Genomic DNA, 14936 nt, shown 5'->3' on the forward strand with positions numbered 1-14936 from the left:
CGGGCCCCCGCACCCCCGGCGCTCAGCGCAGCGGCACGAACCGCACCGTGGTCCCCGGCACCGCCTGCGCGGCCGCCGCCAGGTCGGACTCCCGTACCACCGCCACCACCGGATAGCCACCGGTCGTCGGATGGTCCGCGAGGAAGACCACCGGCTGTCCGTTCGGCGGCACCTGGACCGCGCCCAGGACCATTCCCTCACTGGGGAGTTCGCCGGTCCGGGCCCGCTCCAACGGCGGCCCCTCCGTGCGCAGCCCGATCCGGTTGCTCGCCGAGGAGACCCGGTACGCGCGCGTGGCGAGGGTGCGGAGCGCGCCAGGGGTGAACCAGTCGTGCCGCGGCCCGAGCCGGACCCGCAGGACGAGTTCGTCCGGCGGGCCCGGCCAGGGCGGAGTGTCGACCGACCCCCGTGCGGCCGATTCCACTCCCAGCGGCAGCACGGTCCCGTCGGCCAGCGGTGCCGGGCCGAGCCCGGACAGCAGGTCGGTGGAGCGGCTGCCGAGGACGGCCTCGACGGCGACCCCGCCGCCGAAGCCCACGTACGCGCGCAGGCCGCGAGTGGCCGCGCCGACTTCGAGGAGCGCCTCCGCCGCGACCCGTACCGCCGCGCCCCAGGCGACCGGGCGTCCGTCGACGGTGACCGGGCACGGCGCGCCGCCCACCGCGACGGTCACCGCGCACCGGGGCCGTACCGCGCACCCGTCGACCGTCGTCTCCAGGACCGCCGCGGCCTCCGGATTGCCGACCAGCCGGTTCACCAGCCGGGCCGCACCCGGATCCAGCGCCCCCGAGCGGGGTACGCCCAGATGCGCGTACCCGGTCCGCCCCAGGTCCTGGACGGTGGTCAGCGCTCCGGCCCGTACGACGGAAACAGCACGATCGGTCACCGGCTCTCCATCACGAAACGCACCCGCGCGCCGGGCGTGAGCAGCGCGGCCGGCTCTCGGCCCGCGTCCCACAGCACCGTGTCCGTGGAGCCGATCACCTGCCAGCCACCGGGGGAGGAACGCGGGTACACGCCCGTGTACGGCCCCGCGAGCGCGACCGAACCGGCCGGGACGGCCGTGCGCGGAGTGGCCCGGCGCGGCACCTGGTACTGCTCGCCCAGCCCGGTCAGATAGCCGAACCCCGGCGCGAATCCGCAGAACGCGACCCGGAACTCGGTGCCCGAGTGGATCCGTGCCGCCGTCTCCACGGACACCCCCCACAGTGCGGCGACCTCGGCCAGATCGGGACCGTCGTAGCGGACCGGCACCTCGACGGCGCGCTCCACGCGCGCGTGGAGCGGCGGTATCGACCATTCCCGCAGCTGTCCGGCCAGCAGGTCCGGCGTGTCCACCCCGTCGAGCAGTACGGTCCGCGCCGCCGGCACGATCTCCCGTACGGAGGGCAGCGCACCGTCCGCCCGCCGGCGCAGCAGTTCGGCGTGGAACGCCTCCGTCTCCGTGCCGCTCCCCAACTCGACGAGCAGGGCCCGCTCGCCCACCCGGAACACGCGCCGCGCCCTCATACGAACGCCTCCACCCTGACTCCGGTGGCCTCCAGCCGTTCGCGCACCCGCCGGGCGAGGCCGACCGCGCCCGGGGTGTCCCCGTGCAGACAGAGCGACCGCGCCCGGACGGCGACGGTCCGGCCGCAGTGCGCGGTCACGACCCCGAACCGGGCCATGGACACCGACCGTTCGACGACCTCCGCCGGGTCGGTGACCACGGCTCCCTCCTGCCCCCGTGGCAGCAGGGAGCCGTCCGCCGTGTACGCCCTGTCGCCGAACGCCTCTGCGACGACGGGCAGGCCCGCCTTCCCGGCGGCCTCGTGCAGGCGCGAGCCGGGCAGACCGAGCACGGGGAGCCCGCCCCCGGCCAGGCGCACCCCGTCGACGACCGCGGCGGCCTGTTCCTCGTCGCGGACCACCCTGTTGTAGAGCGCCCCGTGCGGCTTGACGTACGAGACCGTCGAACCGGCCGCCCGGGCGAAGACCTGGAGCGCGCCGATCTGGTACGCCACCTCGGCCGCCAGTTCCTCGGCCGGCACGTCCATGGAGCGCCGGCCGAAGCCGGCCAGATCGCGGTACGACACCTGGGCCCCGATCCGTACGCCGTTCGCGGCCGCCAGCTCGCAGACGCGGCGCATGGTGACCGCGTCCCCGGCATGGAAGCCGCAGGCCACGTTGGCGCTGGTGACCACGGACAGCAGCTCCTCGTCGTCGGTCAGCGTCCACCGGCCGAAGCCCTCTCCGAGGTCGGCGTTGAGATCGATCGAGGCCCAGGTCATGGTGACGGTTCCTTCCTTCCCAGGGCGTGGTGGTACGGGTCAGGCCGCGACGCGGTACTCGGCGTCGCGCACATCGGTGACGAGCATCCGCCCCGGCGCGTGGGTGATCGCGAACGGTGGACGCGAGGCCGTCACGGCGGCCTGCGGGGTGACCCCGCAGGCCCAGAAGACCGGCACGTCCCCGGGCTCCGCCACGACCGCGTCCCCGAAGTCGGGGCGGTCCAGGTCGCCGATGCCGAGCACCGCCGGATCGCCCGCGTGCACGGGCGCTCCGTGCACGGCGGGCAGCAGTCCGCTGAGCCGCCGTGCGGTGGGGACGAGGTCGGCCGGGACGGGACGCATCGAGACGACCATCGGCCCGTGCAGCCGCCCGGCGGGCCGGCACGCCCGGTCGGTGACGTACATGGAGACGTTGCGGCCCTGGTCGACATGGCGCAGCGGCACTCCGGCCTCCGCGAGCGCCCCCTCGAAGGTGAAGCTGCAGCCGATGAGGAACGACACCAGGTCGCCGCGCCAGTACGGGGTGACCTCGGTCGGTTCGTCGACAAGTCGCCCGTGCTCCCAGACGCGGTAGCGCGGGAGGTCCGTCCGCAGGTCGGCGCCGGGGGCGAGCTCCGTGGTCCACGACCCGGGGTCGGTGACGTCCAGGAGCGGGCACGGCTTGGGGTTACGGGTGCAGAACAGCAGCACGTCGTACGCCCAGTCCGCCGGCACCGAGATGAGGTTGGCCTGCGCGTGGCCCGGGGCCCAGCCGGCCGTCGGGGCGGTCGATCCGGCACGGGCACGCGCGCGTGCCGCCCGCGGGTCGAGAACCGGCGTGGACGTCATACCAGTTCCTTTCCGCGGGTCTCCGGGAGCCCGAGCAGCGCGAGCACGGCGATGCCGTAACCGACGGCTCCGAAGATCAGCGCGCCGCCGACACCCCAGCTCTCGGCGAGGAAGCCCACCAGGGTCGGGAAGACCGCGCCCACCGCGCGCCCGGTGTTGTACGTGAAGCCCTGCCCCGTGCCCCGGACCGCGGTCGGGTACAGCTCGGCGAGGAAGGAGCCGAAACCGCTGAAGATGGCCGACATGCAGAAGCCGAGGGGGAATCCGAGCACCAGGAGGAGCGTGTTCGCCCCGGACGGGATGTTCGTGTAGGCGAGGACGGACAGCGCCGACAGGGCGGCGAAGAGCGCGATGTTCTTCTTCCGGCCGAGCCGGTCCGTGAGGTAGCCCCCGGTCAGATAGCCGATGAAGGCCCCGGAGATCAGGAAGGTCAGATAGCCGCCCGTGCCGACCACCGTCAGACCGCGTTCCGTCTTCAGGAAGGTGGGGACCCAGGTGGCGAGGGTGTAGTAGCCGCCCTGCACGCCGGTCGACAGGAGCACCGCGAAGAGCGTGGTGCGCAGCAGCGGCCCCTTGAAGACGGCCGTGAACGAGCCGCGTTCGGCGGAGGTGCGCCGGATCTCGGCGGCCTGGGGCGCGTCCTCGACGTTCCGCCGGACGTAGACCACCAGAAGCGCCGGCAGGGCGCCCGTCCAGAACAGGACCCGCCAGGCGACGTCGGCGTCGACGAACTGGAAGACCAGCGTGTAGACGATCACCGCGAGCGCCCAGCCGGCCGCCCAGGCGCTCTGGATGCCGCCGAGGGTGCGGCCCCGGTGCTTGGCGGAGGCGTACTCGGCGACCAGGATCGCGCCGACGGCCCACTCGCCGCCGAAGCCGAGGCCCTGGAGGGCCCGGAAGACGAGCAGGGTCTCGTAGTTGGGTGCGAAGCCGCAGAGCACGGTGAAGAGCGCGTAGGTGACGACCGTGATCATCAGCGCCTTCACCCGGCCGATGCGGTCGGCGAGGATGCCCGCCAGCGCGCCGCCGATCGCCGAGACGACGAGGGTGACCGTGGTCAGCAGACCGGTCTGGCCCTTGTCGAGGGAGAAGTAGGCGGCGATGGCCACCATCGAAAGCGGCAGCGTGAAGAAGTCGTAGGAGTCCAGGGCGTATCCGCCGAACGCGCCGCCGAAGGCGCGGCGGCCGCGCGGCCCGAGGGCTCGCAGCCAGGCGAACGCGCCCGTGTCGTCGGGCCGTTCGCCCTGGGTCTGCTGCTGGGTCTGTGTCGTGCTCATCTGCACCTCGCAGAGGGGGAGGCGTGCCTGAGGACGTACTGAAGGACCGTGCGGTGCCGTCAACGTAGAGGATCGTTGAACGATCCGACAAGAGGTATGTCGTCATGTTCTTGTTTCCGGGAGGTACCTGCGATTGACTCGGCCGCGGACGACGGAGGGAACGGACACGGTGGGCGGAATCGACGAACTGGCGGACGACCGGGCGCTGCTCGGGCGGACCAGCACGGCGGAGCGGGTGGCGGACATCCTGCGCACCCGCATCGCCGAGGGCTTCTTCCCGCCCGGCACCCGGCTCTCGGAGGACAGCATCGGCGGCGCGCTCGGCGTCTCCCGCAACACGCTGCGCGAGGCGTTCCGGCTGCTCACGCACGAACGGCTGCTCGTCCACCAGCTCAACCGGGGCGTCTTCGTGCGGGTCCTCGCGGTCGAGGACGTCGCCGACATCTACCGCACCCGCCGCCTCGTCGAATGCGCGGTCGTCCGCGACCTCGGGCAGCCGCCGTACGCCGTCGGCGGCCTCGCCGCCGCGGTCGAGGAGGGCGAGCGGGCCGCCCGCGACAGGGACTGGAAGGGCGTCTCCACCGCCAACATCCACTTCCATCGCGAACTGGTCGCCCTCGCCGGCAGCGCGCGCACCGACGAACTGATGCGGGGCGTCCTCGCCGAGCTCCGTCTCGCGTTCCACATCGTCGACGACCCCCGCGGCCTCCACGAGCCCTATCTCGTACGGAACCGGGAGATTCTGGAAGCCCTGCTCGCAGGCGACGGAGCGACGGCCGAGCGCCTCCTGGCCCGCTACCTCGACGACTCCCGCACCCGCATCGTCGAGGTCTACGCGAAAGCGGTCGAGGAGCCGGAGACCCCGGAGGCCTGAGCGGGCAGCCGGTCGCACCCGGGCTACCACGTCCTGCCGCGCCGCGGGGGGCATCTGCGCCGTTTCGACCGTTGTCGGTGCGAGGACCTAATCTGTGCACCGTGACTTCGCCTGCCTCGACGGACCTCGTTCCGCCCCAGCTCAGCGCGGGGCCGCGGCCCGCGCAGGGCCCGGCCGCCGACGAAGGGCTCGCGCGGCGCCTCCGCGCGCTCGCGTGCACCGCGCCGCTGCACGACCTGGACACCCGCAAGGCGAACCTGGCCGGTGAGTACTCGGTCTACGCGATGGCCGAGGTCGCCCTCGCCGCCATCGACCTCGTCACGCTCAACATGGACTTCGACACGGGCGCCGACCACGAGCAGATCGTCGCCCGCCTCCTGCCCCGCGTCGCCGCCCAGGCGCCCGGCCGCCCCGCCGCCGAGCACGAGCGCGTGGCCCGCTGGGTCCTGGAGAACCTGATCAACGTCGGCAGCGTGGACCGCGGCTTCCGCGCCGTCTACGGCACGTTCGGCGCCGACGGTGTCTACACCCGCCGCGACTACGACTTCAAGCTGATCGAAGAGGTCCCCGGCTACGGCGGCGGGGTCTACCTCCGTACCACCGACGAAGCGGTCAACGTCCTCGTCGGCGCCCTCGACACCGACGTCACCAGCGCCCAGATAGCGGCCGAGGTCAAGCTGGAGGTCCTCATCAGCCGCGGACGGCTCGCCGACGCGCAGCTCGCCGCCGAGCAGGCGCGGTACCGGACCGTGCAGTACGCCGAGACGCTCCGCAAGACCCTGGAGGCGACCCGGCGCAACGTCCGCGCCGTGGACTGGCTCCAGGCCGTTCCGGACATGATCGCCGAGGCGCTCGACCACGTCGCCGACCGCTACCGCCACGAGAACGCGATCCTCACCAACATCCGCAAGGCCCGCGACGAGGCCGAGGAGGCCGAGCACAAGCGCCGCGCGGCCGAGCTCGTCGACATCGTCAAGGACTGCATCCGCCGCCACACCCAGCTCCAGTCCCGCCTCCTGGAGGCCGGCCCGCTCTTCCGCGCCGAGCAGGACCGGCAGGCCTTCGCCGCGCCCACCTCGTACACCGGGATAGATCTGTACGGGCAGCTGGTCGCGCCGATCCTGCCGCTCCCCGTCGAGCAGGCGACCAAGGTCACGGACGCCTTCTTCGCCCGCGGGACGGGACTGCGCACGCCCGCCTCGGTGCGCGTCGGGGACCTCGTCGAGATGCTGCTCACCCCGCTGGTCGAGCGCGAGCACCTCGGCGCGGAGATGCCCGAGCCGGACCTGATCGCCACCCCCGACGACAGCCGCTTCAGCGAGGAGCAGCTGGCGAGCGCGATGGAGCTGCTCGACCTGGAGCACGACGCCCCGCGCCGTCTCTCGGGCCTGCTCGCCGACGCGCGCCGCCGCGACCCCGACCTTCCGTACCTGGTCGCCCTCCTCGCCGTCCACGCGGCGAGCCCCCCGGTCGGCACCGCGTACCGCCAGGGCGAGGAGCGCCTGCTCTTCGCCGTCGACGACGGCACGCAGCTGGACGACCCGGAGTTCGGCGGCGCCGACCTGATAGTGGGTACGGCACTCCTGGACGCTCTCGGCATGGCGGCGGACCGCACGGAGGCTTCATGACCACGGACCAGGCGGCAACGGAAACGCTGCCCCAGCCACCGTCCACGCAGGACCACGCGCCCCTGGACGAGGCTCGGCCCCCGGTCGAGGGCACCCTCACGGCCGGGCCGCCGGTCGCCGATGGGATCCGCCTCGCGGGCGAGACCGTGTTCGTGCCCGCTCCCGCGACGGGCGGGAGCGTGTTCGCGGCCGATGGCGCGCCCCAGGTCGAGGGCACCCTTCCGGCCGGACTCCGGCTCGCGGCCGATGGCCTGCCCCCGGCCGAGGACCCCCATCCGGCCGGACTCCGGCTCGCGGCCGAAGGCCCGCCCCCGGTCGAGGACCCCCTTCCAGCAGTCGACGCCGCGCCCCTCCCGGGTGAGGCTGCCGTGGTCGACTCCGCACCCTTCGCGGGCGAGGCCGACGCCGCAACGCTCCCAGGCAGCGACGATCCGCCGGCCCCGGGCGCGACGCCCGCCGCGCCCGTCACGGGTGTCGCGGTCGTCCCGGTGCCCGTGCCCGTCATGGCCGTCAGGGTCGTCTCGGCACCCGCGCCCGCGCGCCGGAGCCCGGCTCCCTTCGTGCGGGCCGTCCGGCTGACCGCCCCCGCGGGCGCGTCGGCCGAGGTCCCGCCGCGGCGGCCCGCCGTGCGCGTCGTCCCCGTCCGCCTGCCCCTGCCGCGCCCCGTCCCCGCCGCACCACCGACCACCCCCACCGAGGAGCCCCAGCCGTGAGCGAACACCACGCCGAGCACGCCGACGCGTGGAGCGAGCCGGAGCCCCCGCACACCCCCGCCGCGCCCGCGGCCGTCACCCCCGCGGACGCCGCCGACGCCGCACGGCTCGTCTCGTTCGGGCTCCAGCCCAAGCTGGTGCCCGCCCGCGACGCCGAGTACGCCGAGCTCCTCCGGCGCTACCGCGAGGACCCCGGCTTCGCGCGCCTGGCCGACGCCGTCGCCACCGGCCTCGGACTCGTCGTCCTGGAGGTCTCCCCGCGTGCGGGGATGGCCGTCACCGCCGGCGAGGACTCCGTCTTCGCCGTCCGCATGGGCGACTACGCCCGCCGCGCCTCGACCGACTCCGCCGACCGGTTCCTGCACGGCCTCGCCCACCTCGCCGTCGCCGCCATGGCGTTCCCCCGGCCCGAGGACCTCGCCGACGACGGCTACATCGGCCGCCTCACCGTCAACGGCGTCGACTCCTTCGTACGCCAGGCATGCCGCCGTCTCGAAGAACGCGCCGAGGAGCAGGGCGAGAACACCGACCCCGCCTCCGACGCCCCCGGCCTGGAAGCCGCCTGGCGGATCTACGCCCGCCGCAGCTCCACCGGCGCCACCAAGGACGCCCGCCGCCTCGCCGGCTCCACCACCGGCATCGTCGGCAAGGCCGTCGCCTTCCTCACCGACTCCGGCTTCCTCCAGCGCACCGGAGACGACGCCGGCGGCGCCTACCGCACCACCGCCCGCTACCAGCTCCAGGTGCGTGACATGGCGGGCAGCGCCGCCATGGCCGAGCTCCTCGACCTCGGCGTGGTCCCCGTCAGCGACGGCACCGCGACGCTCCTGCCGCCGCCCCAGGGCGACGACCTGGAGCTCGCCGCCGACGCCGGCCTGCCCTTCCACGCGTAACCGCCCGCCACCGCCCCGCGTCATCACCGAACCAGTCGACGAGAGTCCGCCGCCATGTACGAGCTGTCCCGGGTCCGCCTCTACTCCATCGGTCCCGCCGGTGCGCGCTACGCCGACACCGTCCTGGACCTGCGCGGAGTCGGCGCGCCCGTGCCCCACCCCGCCCCCACCCAGGCGGAGTTCTTCGAGGAGGAGCCGGTCGGCCCGCCGCGCCGCCCCGCGCCCGCCGGCGTGCTCTTCCTGGAGAACGGCGGCGGCAAGTCCGTCCTCCTGAAGCTGATCTTCTCGGTCATGCTCCCCGGTCACCGCAACACCCTCGGCGGCGCCAGCTCCGGCGTGCTCCGCAAGTTCCTGCTCGCCGACGACTGCGGCCACGTCGCCCTCGAGTGGCAGCACACCCTCACGGGCGAGCTCGTCGTCGTCGGCAAGGCCAGCGAGTGGCGCGGCCGCCAGGTCTCCAACGACCCCCGCAAGTTCGCCGAGGCCTGGTACTCCTTCCGCCCCGGACCCGGCCTGAGCCTGGACAACCTCCCGGTCGCCGAGTCCACCGCCGTCCGCGCACCCGTCGAGGGAGCCTCCGGCGCGCAGGGCCGCCGCCGCACCATGAAGGGCTTCCGCGACGCCCTCACGGAGGCGGGGAAGGCGTACCCGCACCTGGAGGTCTACTGGGAGGAGATCCACGACCGCTGGAACGAGCACCTCGGCGACCTCGGTCTCGACCCCGAACTCTTCCGCTACCAGCGGGAGATGAACGCCGACGAGGGTGAGGCCGCCGGCCTCTTCGCGGTCAAGAAGGACTCCGACTTCACCGACCTGCTCCTGCGCGCCGTCACCGACACCCGTGACACCGACGGCCTCGCCGACCTCGTCAGCGGCTTCGGCAACAAGCTCGGCCGGCGCGCCGAACTCACCGCCGAGCGGGACTTCACCGCGGGCTCCGTCGACCTCCTCGGACGCATCGTCGAATCCGCCGAGACCCGGGCACGCGCGCGTGACGTCCACGCGGGGTCCGAGCGCCGTACCCGTACGCTCGCCCGCCGCCTCTCCGCACGCGCCACCGAGGAACGCGGCCGCACCGCCGAGCTCGCCCAGCAGGTCACGTCCGCCGCGCACGCCGTCTCCGAGGCCGAGACCGCGCGCGGCCGCAGCTCTCTCATCGCCTCCGAACTGGCCTACCGGCATGCCTCCCTGGCACTGACCGTCGCCGAGAAGGGCGCGGCGTCCCAGCGCCGCGAACTCACCGACGCCCGCACGCTGCACGCCGCCTGGCAGGCCGCCGAGGCCGTGCTCCGTAACCGTGCGGCCGGCGACCGCTCCGCGCGCGTCGCCGCCGCGATCCGCGAGGCCGAGCGCGACGCCGCCCCCGCGCTCGCCGCACGGGCCAAGGCCGCCGCCGATCTCGTGCGAGCCCTGCACGCCGCCGCCGAGGAAGGGGAGCGGCACGCGGCCGAGGAGGAGGAGCGCTCCGCGGCCCTCCAGGACGCCGGGGAGACCGCCCACCGCGACGCCACCGCCGCCGCGACCGAGGCCCAGCGCGCCCGCAGCGAGGCCGGGCACCTGCGCCAGCGCCTCGCCGAGGTCGAGCAGGAGACCGCGGAGGCGGTACGGGCGGGCTGGCTCGACGACACCGCCCCGGACGCCGACCCGGCGCGCGCGGCCCTAGCCGCGAGCGACGCGGAGAAGACCACGGTCGCCGCCTGGGACGCGGCCCGCGACGCCGCCCGCACCGCCGCCGACCAGGCCCGCGAGGCCGCGGCCGCCGAGTCCCGCGCCGAACTCGCCGCCGCCCGCGCCACGGACGCGGCCGAGGCCGCCGAGAACGCCTACGACGCGGAACGCCGGGCCGCCGAGTCCCTGGCCACCGACGCCCGCCTGGCCGAACTCCTGAGTCTCCCGGCCGCACAGTCGACCTCACCGTTCCCGGGCCAGCGCGCGGGGGAGACCGACGCCGGGACGGGCACCGAGGGCCAGGGCGCCGCCATCGGCCGCGGCGCGGCCTTCGGGCTCGCCACCGCGCCGGACTCCGGTTCCGAAGGAACCCCCGGCCCGCTGACCGTCACCGAGTTCGACCGGTACGCCGACGAGCTCCGCCGACTGCTCGACCAGTCCATCGGCTCCGCCGAGCGTCAGCTCTTCGATCTGCGCACCGCCGCCGCCGACGACTCCCGCATCCTCGGCGCCCTCGGCGACGGCGGACTGCTGCCGCCGGGACCGGACGTGCTCGCCACCGTCGAGTACCTCGGCGAGCAGGGCATCCCCGCCCTCCCCGGCTGGCGCTATCTGGCTCAGGCCGTCGACCCCGCCGACCACGCCGCCGTCCTCGCCGCCCGCCCCGAACTGGTCGACGGCGTCGTGATCACCGACCCCGTCTCGTACGCCCGCGCCCGTGAGGTGCTGAGCACGGCGGCCCTGCTGCCGCGCTCCACCGTCGCCGTCGGCACCGCCGCCGCGCTGCTCGCGCCCGTCCCGAGCCCGGAATCCGGCGAGGACGCGGGCGTGTTCCTCGTCCCGCCGAACCCGGCCATGCACGACGAGCACGCGGCGGACGAGGAGCGGCACGCCCTGCGCGCCCGCGCCGCCGCGCGCGACGAGGAGATCCGCACTCTCGCGGCCCGCCTCACCGGCGACCGTTCGCTCGCCGCCCGGATCGGCTCGTGGCGGGCCGACTGTCCGCCCGGCATGATCGCCGAACTGGCGGCCGTCGCCGCGACCGCGCGCGAGACCGCGGAGGCGGCCGCGGCCGCACTCGCCGAGGCCCGGACCGTACGGGCGGAGGCCGACGAGGCCGCCGCCGACGCCGCTCGCGTACGGGACGAGCGCCAAGAGGCCGCACAGCGTGCCCGCCGCGTCGCCGACGCTCTCGCAGGCCTGGCGTTCCGGCTGCGCGAGCGGTCCGCCTGGCAGGCCAAGCTCCGTGAACTGGCCGACGACGCGGCCGAGTCCGAGGCCCGCGCCCAGACCTGTCTGGAGCGCGCCCGCGCCGCCGACGAGGACCGCCGAGCCGCCCAGCGCGCCGCCGACGACGCCCACCGCACCGCCCGCGCCCTACGCGCCGAGCGGGCCGAGATCGCCGGCGCCCCCGACCAGCTCCCCGAGGAGGACGCGGCCGCCCCCCGTACCGCGCTCCCCACCCTCCGCGAGGCGTACCGCGCCGCGTCCCAGCTCTACGAGAAGGTCGGCGTCGGCGCCGACCTGCGTGCCGAGCAGGCCCGAGCCGAGAGCGACGAGTCCGCCGCCCTCGCCGAGCTCGACCGCCTCACCAACAAGGTCCGCACCCGCGCCGAGCAGCTCCTGGAATCCACCGACGGCGCCGACGGCCCGTCCCGCCAGGCCGCGGCCGCCCGCGCCGAAGCCCTGGTCCAGATGTTGGAGACCCGCGCGTCCGAGGCGAGCGAGAAGCTCGGCCGGCTCCGCGGCGAGGCCGAGCGGCTGGCCCCCGAGGACGGCGAGTCGCACACCGAACTGCCCGAGGACCAGGTCCCCGTCGATGCCGAGCAGGCCCAGGCCATGCTCCGTACCGCCACCGCGGAACTCGCCGCCCGCAGCGACGCCCTGGAAGCCGCGCGCACCGCGCACGCGAGCCTCCTGCGGGCCCACCGCGCCGCCGAGGACGCCGCGGGCGGCTTCGACGAGACCGCCGCGCTCCTGCGCGACCTGCTGCGCGACCACGGGGAGGACGAGGAGGACGGCCCCGAGACCTACCCCGGCACGCTGGAGGAGGCACGGCACACCGCCGCCGAGGCCCGCCGCGCGCTGCGCTCCTGTGCCGCCGAGCTCTCCGGCGCCGACGCCTCGGTGCGCGAGGCCAGTGACATCCTCGTCCGGCACGCCAACTCCACCCGCTACGAGCAGGTCCGCACCCCGGCCCGGCAGCAGATCCGCGAACTGCCCGCCGCCGCGCTGCCCGAGCACGCCGCGAAGTGGGCCGAGGCGTTCGCACCCCGACTCCGGGTCCTCACCGACGAGCTGGAGCAGCTGGAGCGCAACCGCGAGTCCATCGTCGACCGGCTGCGCGGACTGGTGGAGTCCGCGCTGACCACGCTCCGCTCCGCGCAGCGCCTGTCGCGGCTGCCCGAGGGACTCGGCGAGTGGTCGGGGCAGGAGTTCCTGCGGATCCGCTTCGAGGAGCCGGACCAGGCCACCCTCACCGAGCGGCTCGGGGAGGTCATCGACGAGGCGACCCGCGCCGCCGTGAAGAAGAACTCCGACATGCGCCGGGACGGAATGTCGCTGCTCCTGCGGGGCGTTCAGGCTGCGCTGGAGCCGCGGGGCATCGCGGTCGAGATCCTCAAGCCGGACGCCGTGCTGCGGGCCGAGCGCGTCCCGGTCGGGCAGATGGGCGACGTCTTCTCCGGCGGCCAGCTCCTCACCGCCGCCATCGCGCTGTACTGCACGATGGCCGCGCTGCGCTCCAACGACCGGGGCCGGGACAAGCACCGGCACGCGGGCACGCTGTTCCTCGACAACCCGATCGGCCGCGCCAACGCCACGTATCTGCTGGAGCTCCAGCGGGCCGTCTCGGACGCCCTCGGTGTCCAGCTGCTGTACACGACCGGTCTGTTCGACACCACGGCGCTCGCGGAGTTCCCGCTGGTCATCCGGTTGCGCAACGACGCCGACCTGCGTGCCGGGCTGAAGTACATCAGCGTGGAGGAGCACCTGCGCCCCGGGCTGCCGCAGCCGAGCGCGGAGGGCGAGGCGATCCACGGCGAGATCACCGCGACCCGGATGTTCCGCCGCTCGCAGGTGGAGGAGTCCGTCCCGCAGTAGCGACGCACCTACGACGAACGGTCCGGCCCCCGTGAGGGGACCGGGCCGTTCTCCCGTGGCCCGTTCGAGTCCTGAGAACCGGCGCGGAGTTCGCCGCCTCCCTCTCAGGACGAGTCCTGGTAGCGGGCGGCGATCGCGATGGCGCGGTCGCGTAGCGCGGTGCGCAGCGATTGAGGGGCCAGCGCTTCCACGTCCGTGCCGAGCTGCCACAGTGCCCATTCGGCATGGCGTGAATCCTGGAACGTCAGCTCCAGCCGTAGCCGACCGTCGGCTTCGGGTTCTTCGGCGCGGACGGCCAGCGCGGTGTCCAGCAACTCCTCCCGCCGCGCGGGGTTCACCCGCACCGGCACGGTGATGTGGCCTTCGCTGAGGAACTGCGCGGCGCGTTCCCGCCAGATCCGGTCCAGATCGACCTGGTTCGGCCGCTGTGCCGCTTCGGGAAGTTCCTCCGCGGCCAGCACCCGCGACAGCCGGTAGGTGCGGTCCGCGCCGGATCTCGTGGCCAGCAGATAGCCGCGGTCGCGTACGGTGACCAGGCCGATCGGGTCCACCGTGCGCCACTGCGCTGTCTCGCCCGTGGCCGTGTAGTGGATGCGGAGCCTGTGTCCGGCGAGCACCGCGCGCCGGACCTCGATCATCGTGGTGTCGGGTACCTCGTCGGTGACCGGCCGCCGTGAGAGCAGGTCGGTCTCCGGCTCGACGAGAATGCGGCGGGCCCCGTCGCTCGCGGTGGCCCGGTGGCTGTCGGGCAGCGCGTCGACCACCTTCCGCATGGCCGAGGCGAGTGCCGAGCCGAGCCCGAACGCCTGCTCGCCGCGCCCGGATCCGGCGGTCAGGAGCGCGAGTGCCTCGTCGTGGTTCAGTCCGGTGAGCTCGGTCCGGAACCCGGGCAACAAGGCGAAACCGCCGTGCCGGCCGCGTTCGGCGTAGACCGGGACGCCTGCCGTGGAGAGTGCCTCGATGTCGCGCAGCACGGTGCGGGTGGACACTCCCAGCTCGCGGGCGAGCGTGTCCGCGGTCAGCCGACCGTGTCGGCGCAGGAGCAGCACCAGGGAGACCAGCCTGTCGGCGCGCATGCGGGAACCCTAACGAAATACATGACCAAGGGTGTCGTGATTTGTTGGAAGGCTCGTCAGCGCGACGTCGAGGCCGGTGACCACCGAGCCGATGGACGCTCGTACTTCCCATGAATCGAATGGAGCTGACGTGGCAATGGAGCGAACCGCGGTCAACCCGGTGACGTGGTCGGTGGAGATGGGGTTCAACCAGGGTGAGCTCGTCTCCGGGCACACACGGACCCTGTACATCTCGGGGCAGACCGCGATGAGCGGCAAGGGCAAGCCCGAGCACGAGGGCGACATGGCGGCGCAGTTGGCGCTGAGCGTCGACAACCTGGAGGCCGTGCTCGGCGAGGCCGGTATGTCCCTGGCGAACCTCGTGCGGCTGAACGTCTACACGACCGACGTCGATCTGCTCTTCCAGCACTACGGCGGGCTGGCGGCACGGTTGGGCGCCGCCAGGGTGGCGCCGGCCACCACGATGCTCGGGGTGACGCGACTGGCGATCCCCGGTCAGATGGTCGAGCTGGAGGGAACCGCCGTCGCGTGAGGCGACTTCTGCTCGTGCCGGTCGTACCGGCACGAGCAGAAGTCGCCTCCACACATGCCCCGGCCATGGCCGGGG

General features: G+C 74.3%; 12 protein-coding genes. 6 read left to right on the forward strand and 6 right to left on the reverse strand.

The window, feature by feature from the left end; translation table 11 throughout:
• Nucleotides 1–22 precede the first annotated feature (22 nt).
• The 5 genes from ACFQ7Q_RS31250 to ACFQ7Q_RS31270 are packed head-to-tail and all read right to left on the reverse strand — an operon-like array spanning nt 23 to nt 4375.
• Nucleotides 23–886 carry a biotin-dependent carboxyltransferase family protein gene (locus ACFQ7Q_RS31250; RefSeq protein WP_383560998.1) on the reverse strand — a complete coding sequence of 288 codons (864 nt, stop codon included), beginning with the start codon at nt 884–886 and terminating at the stop codon, nt 23–25.
• Nucleotides 883–1509, reverse strand: coding sequence for an allophanate hydrolase subunit 1 (locus ACFQ7Q_RS31255; RefSeq protein WP_383561000.1), 627 nt, complete (start codon nt 1507–1509; stop codon nt 883–885). Before ACFQ7Q_RS31255 ends, ACFQ7Q_RS31250 begins: the two co-directional genes overlap by 4 nt.
• A complete protein-coding gene (locus tag ACFQ7Q_RS31260) occupies nt 1506–2270 on the reverse strand; it encodes a LamB/YcsF family protein (protein WP_383561002.1) in 765 nt (254 codons plus the stop codon). Before ACFQ7Q_RS31260 ends, ACFQ7Q_RS31255 begins: the two co-directional genes overlap by 4 nt.
• Nucleotides 2271–2309: 39 nt before the next feature.
• On the reverse strand, nt 2310–3098 hold the full coding sequence (locus ACFQ7Q_RS31265; protein ID WP_383561004.1) for a putative hydro-lyase: 789 nt from the start codon (nt 3096–3098) through the stop codon (nt 2310–2312).
• Nucleotides 3095–4375 (reverse strand): MFS transporter, encoded by a 1281-nt coding sequence (locus ACFQ7Q_RS31270; protein WP_383561006.1) that lies wholly within the window; start codon nt 4373–4375, stop codon nt 3095–3097. The genes ACFQ7Q_RS31265 and ACFQ7Q_RS31270 overlap by 4 nt, the downstream gene beginning before the upstream one ends.
• A 169-nt stretch (nt 4376–4544) precedes the next feature.
• On the opposite strand from ACFQ7Q_RS31270, the gene ACFQ7Q_RS31275 reads away from it, so the two are divergent.
• From ACFQ7Q_RS31275 to ACFQ7Q_RS31295, 5 genes are all read left to right on the forward strand, one after another.
• Nucleotides 4545–5249 carry a GntR family transcriptional regulator gene (locus tag ACFQ7Q_RS31275; protein WP_383561008.1) on the forward strand — a complete coding sequence of 235 codons (705 nt, stop codon included), beginning with the start codon at nt 4545–4547 and terminating at the stop codon, nt 5247–5249.
• Between the two features lie 101 nt (nt 5250–5350).
• Entirely contained in the window at nt 5351–6877 is a 1527-nt protein-coding gene (locus tag ACFQ7Q_RS31280) for a hypothetical protein (protein ID WP_383561010.1), read from the forward strand.
• A complete protein-coding gene (locus tag ACFQ7Q_RS31285; RefSeq protein WP_383561012.1) occupies nt 6874–7590 on the forward strand; it encodes a hypothetical protein in 717 nt (238 codons plus the stop codon). Before ACFQ7Q_RS31280 ends, ACFQ7Q_RS31285 begins: the two co-directional genes overlap by 4 nt.
• A complete protein-coding gene (locus tag ACFQ7Q_RS31290; protein ID WP_383561014.1) occupies nt 7587–8483 on the forward strand; it encodes a hypothetical protein in 897 nt (298 codons plus the stop codon). Before ACFQ7Q_RS31285 ends, ACFQ7Q_RS31290 begins: the two co-directional genes overlap by 4 nt.
• A gap of 54 nt (nt 8484–8537) precedes the next feature.
• Complete coding sequence (locus ACFQ7Q_RS31295; protein ID WP_383561016.1) at nt 8538–13253, forward strand: hypothetical protein; 4716 nt, start codon at nt 8538–8540, stop codon at nt 13251–13253.
• A 104-nt stretch (nt 13254–13357) separates the two neighbouring features.
• Here ACFQ7Q_RS31295 and ACFQ7Q_RS31300 read toward each other — a convergent pair whose 3' ends face one another.
• A complete protein-coding gene (locus tag ACFQ7Q_RS31300) occupies nt 13358–14329 on the reverse strand; it encodes a helix-turn-helix transcriptional regulator (RefSeq protein ID WP_383561018.1) in 972 nt (323 codons plus the stop codon).
• A gap of 136 nt (nt 14330–14465) precedes the next feature.
• Here ACFQ7Q_RS31300 and ACFQ7Q_RS31305 point away from each other — a divergent pair, with 136 nt between their 5' ends.
• A complete protein-coding gene (locus tag ACFQ7Q_RS31305; protein ID WP_383561022.1) occupies nt 14466–14861 on the forward strand; it encodes a RidA family protein in 396 nt (131 codons plus the stop codon).
• Nucleotides 14862–14936: the final 75 nt, after the last annotated feature.

Origin of the sequence: Streptomyces sp. NPDC056527 (assembly GCF_042794475.1) — a bacterium.
Taxonomy (GTDB): domain Bacteria; phylum Actinomycetota; class Actinomycetes; order Streptomycetales; family Streptomycetaceae; genus Streptomyces.

Bases quoted from the DNA above. Each gene is read 5' to 3' on its own strand.
- ACFQ7Q_RS31255 (WP_383561000.1), bottom strand. From the start codon at position 1,509: ATGAGGGCGCGGCGCGTGTTCCGGGTGGGCGAGCGGGCCCTGCTCGTC.
- ACFQ7Q_RS31260 (WP_383561002.1), bottom strand. From the start codon at position 2,270: ATGACCTGGGCCTCGATCGATCTCAACGCCGACCTCGGAGAGGGCTTC.
- ACFQ7Q_RS31265 (WP_383561004.1), bottom strand. From the start codon at position 3,098: ATGACGTCCACGCCGGTTCTCGACCCGCGGGCGGCACGCGCGCGTGCC.
- ACFQ7Q_RS31270 (WP_383561006.1), bottom strand. From the start codon at position 4,375: ATGAGCACGACACAGACCCAGCAGCAGACCCAGGGCGAACGGCCCGAC.
- ACFQ7Q_RS31285 (WP_383561012.1), top strand. From the start codon at position 6,874: ATGACCACGGACCAGGCGGCAACGGAAACGCTGCCCCAGCCACCGTCC.
- ACFQ7Q_RS31295 (WP_383561016.1), top strand. From the start codon at position 8,538: ATGTACGAGCTGTCCCGGGTCCGCCTCTACTCCATCGGTCCCGCCGGT.
- ACFQ7Q_RS31300 (WP_383561018.1), bottom strand. From the start codon at position 14,329: ATGCGCGCCGACAGGCTGGTCTCCCTGGTGCTGCTCCTGCGCCGACAC.
- ACFQ7Q_RS31305 (WP_383561022.1), top strand. From the start codon at position 14,466: ATGGAGCGAACCGCGGTCAACCCGGTGACGTGGTCGGTGGAGATGGGG.